Source organism: Enterobacter sp. CM29 (assembly GCF_013179605.1).
Classification (GTDB): domain Bacteria; phylum Pseudomonadota; class Gammaproteobacteria; order Enterobacterales; family Enterobacteriaceae; genus Enterobacter; species Enterobacter intestinihominis.
Genome location: NZ_JABMCU010000364.1, coordinates 1 through 1,108, shown reverse-complemented (window position 1 = coordinate 1,108; position 1,108 = coordinate 1). Strand labels below are relative to the sequence as shown.

Annotated in this window: 2 protein-coding genes; one reads left to right on the top strand and one right to left on the bottom strand. The window is 51.7% G+C overall.

Going from position 1 to position 1,108, the window contains the following annotated elements; all coding sequences use genetic code 11:
• Window positions 1-271 (bottom strand): DUF1471 domain-containing protein (locus tag HP459_RS23055; protein ID WP_171936937.1); only part of this gene is annotated, 271 nt, incomplete at its 3' end.
• A gap of 249 nt (window positions 272-520) precedes the next feature.
• Between HP459_RS23055 and HP459_RS23050 the strand changes: the two genes are divergently transcribed.
• The coding region (locus tag HP459_RS23050; RefSeq protein ID WP_063145966.1) for a DUF4142 domain-containing protein at window positions 521-1,108 on the top strand (588 nt) is incomplete at its 3' end.

Sequence of the window (1,108 nt, the reverse complement as noted above, 5' to 3'; positions counted from 1 at the left end):
AGACTTCTGCTACGGCCTGGAAGTTAGGGCCATGCTCTCGAGCGGCGATGATGACATAGTATTTCCCGCCCTTCTCATCTGCCAGTTTCGAGAGTTTTTGATGAAGATCTGAAGGTGAAGAAATTTGTCCACCTGAAGCCCCTACAGATACATTGCCCAGGTATTCAAGTTTGAAGTGGTGCGCTTCATCTTTGGAAATCATATCTGCCGCAGATGCGCCAAAGCTTGCAACTGTTAAAGCCAATACACTCCCTAATAGTGCTTTTTTCATATCATTCCTCCTGTTAATAAATCTATCTATTTAACATTAGCATCAAATATGGGAATGATCCGTGCCAATGTCGTAGAGAGACTGAGCGATAAGCGTCGCCTGTTGAGCATTATTACCTGCCCTCTCTGACGCAACCTGCGATTACAGCAGGTTCATCTACTATACTGACCTGTGCAGTTAGCATTTATCTGCCCGGTTGCGCGTAAGGTAACCGAAACTTACCTGTACCATGACCATCAGGAGAACAATATGCACACGAGTAAAACCCTGAAAAGGCTGCTAGCCGTATCAGCAGTTGCAGCAATGTTCAGCACCGTTGGCGTACAAGCCCAGACGACAAGCGCCGCGCAAACTAACGCTGCGGGCCAGGCTCAACCGGACGCCAGACTCAGCTCCGGCGACGAGAAAGCGTTAAAGGACATGGCGCAGGCCAATATCAACGAAGTCGCCGCCGCCAGGCTCGCCCTGGACAAGGCCCAGACCAGTGAAGTGAAAACATTCGCCCAGAAAATGGTCGACGACCACGGCGCCGCCCTGACCAAAGTGCAGGCCGTTGCCCAGAAAAAGGGCGTAGAGCTGCCGACCGAGCCAGACGCCGCCCATAAAGCCCTGAACTCAAGGCTTGAAAACCAGCGCGGTGACGCTTTTGACAAAATGTATATGGAATATGCTGGCGTGAAGGACCACGAGAAGGTGCTGTCGAAGCTTAAGAGCGACGCCAGTAAAATCGACGATCCGGATGTGAAGGCTTTGGCCAAAGAGCACACGCCGGTCGTTGAGCAGCATCTGAAGTCCGCCGAGCAGATGTCAACGCGTGCTGGCGCATCAGCCGATAAA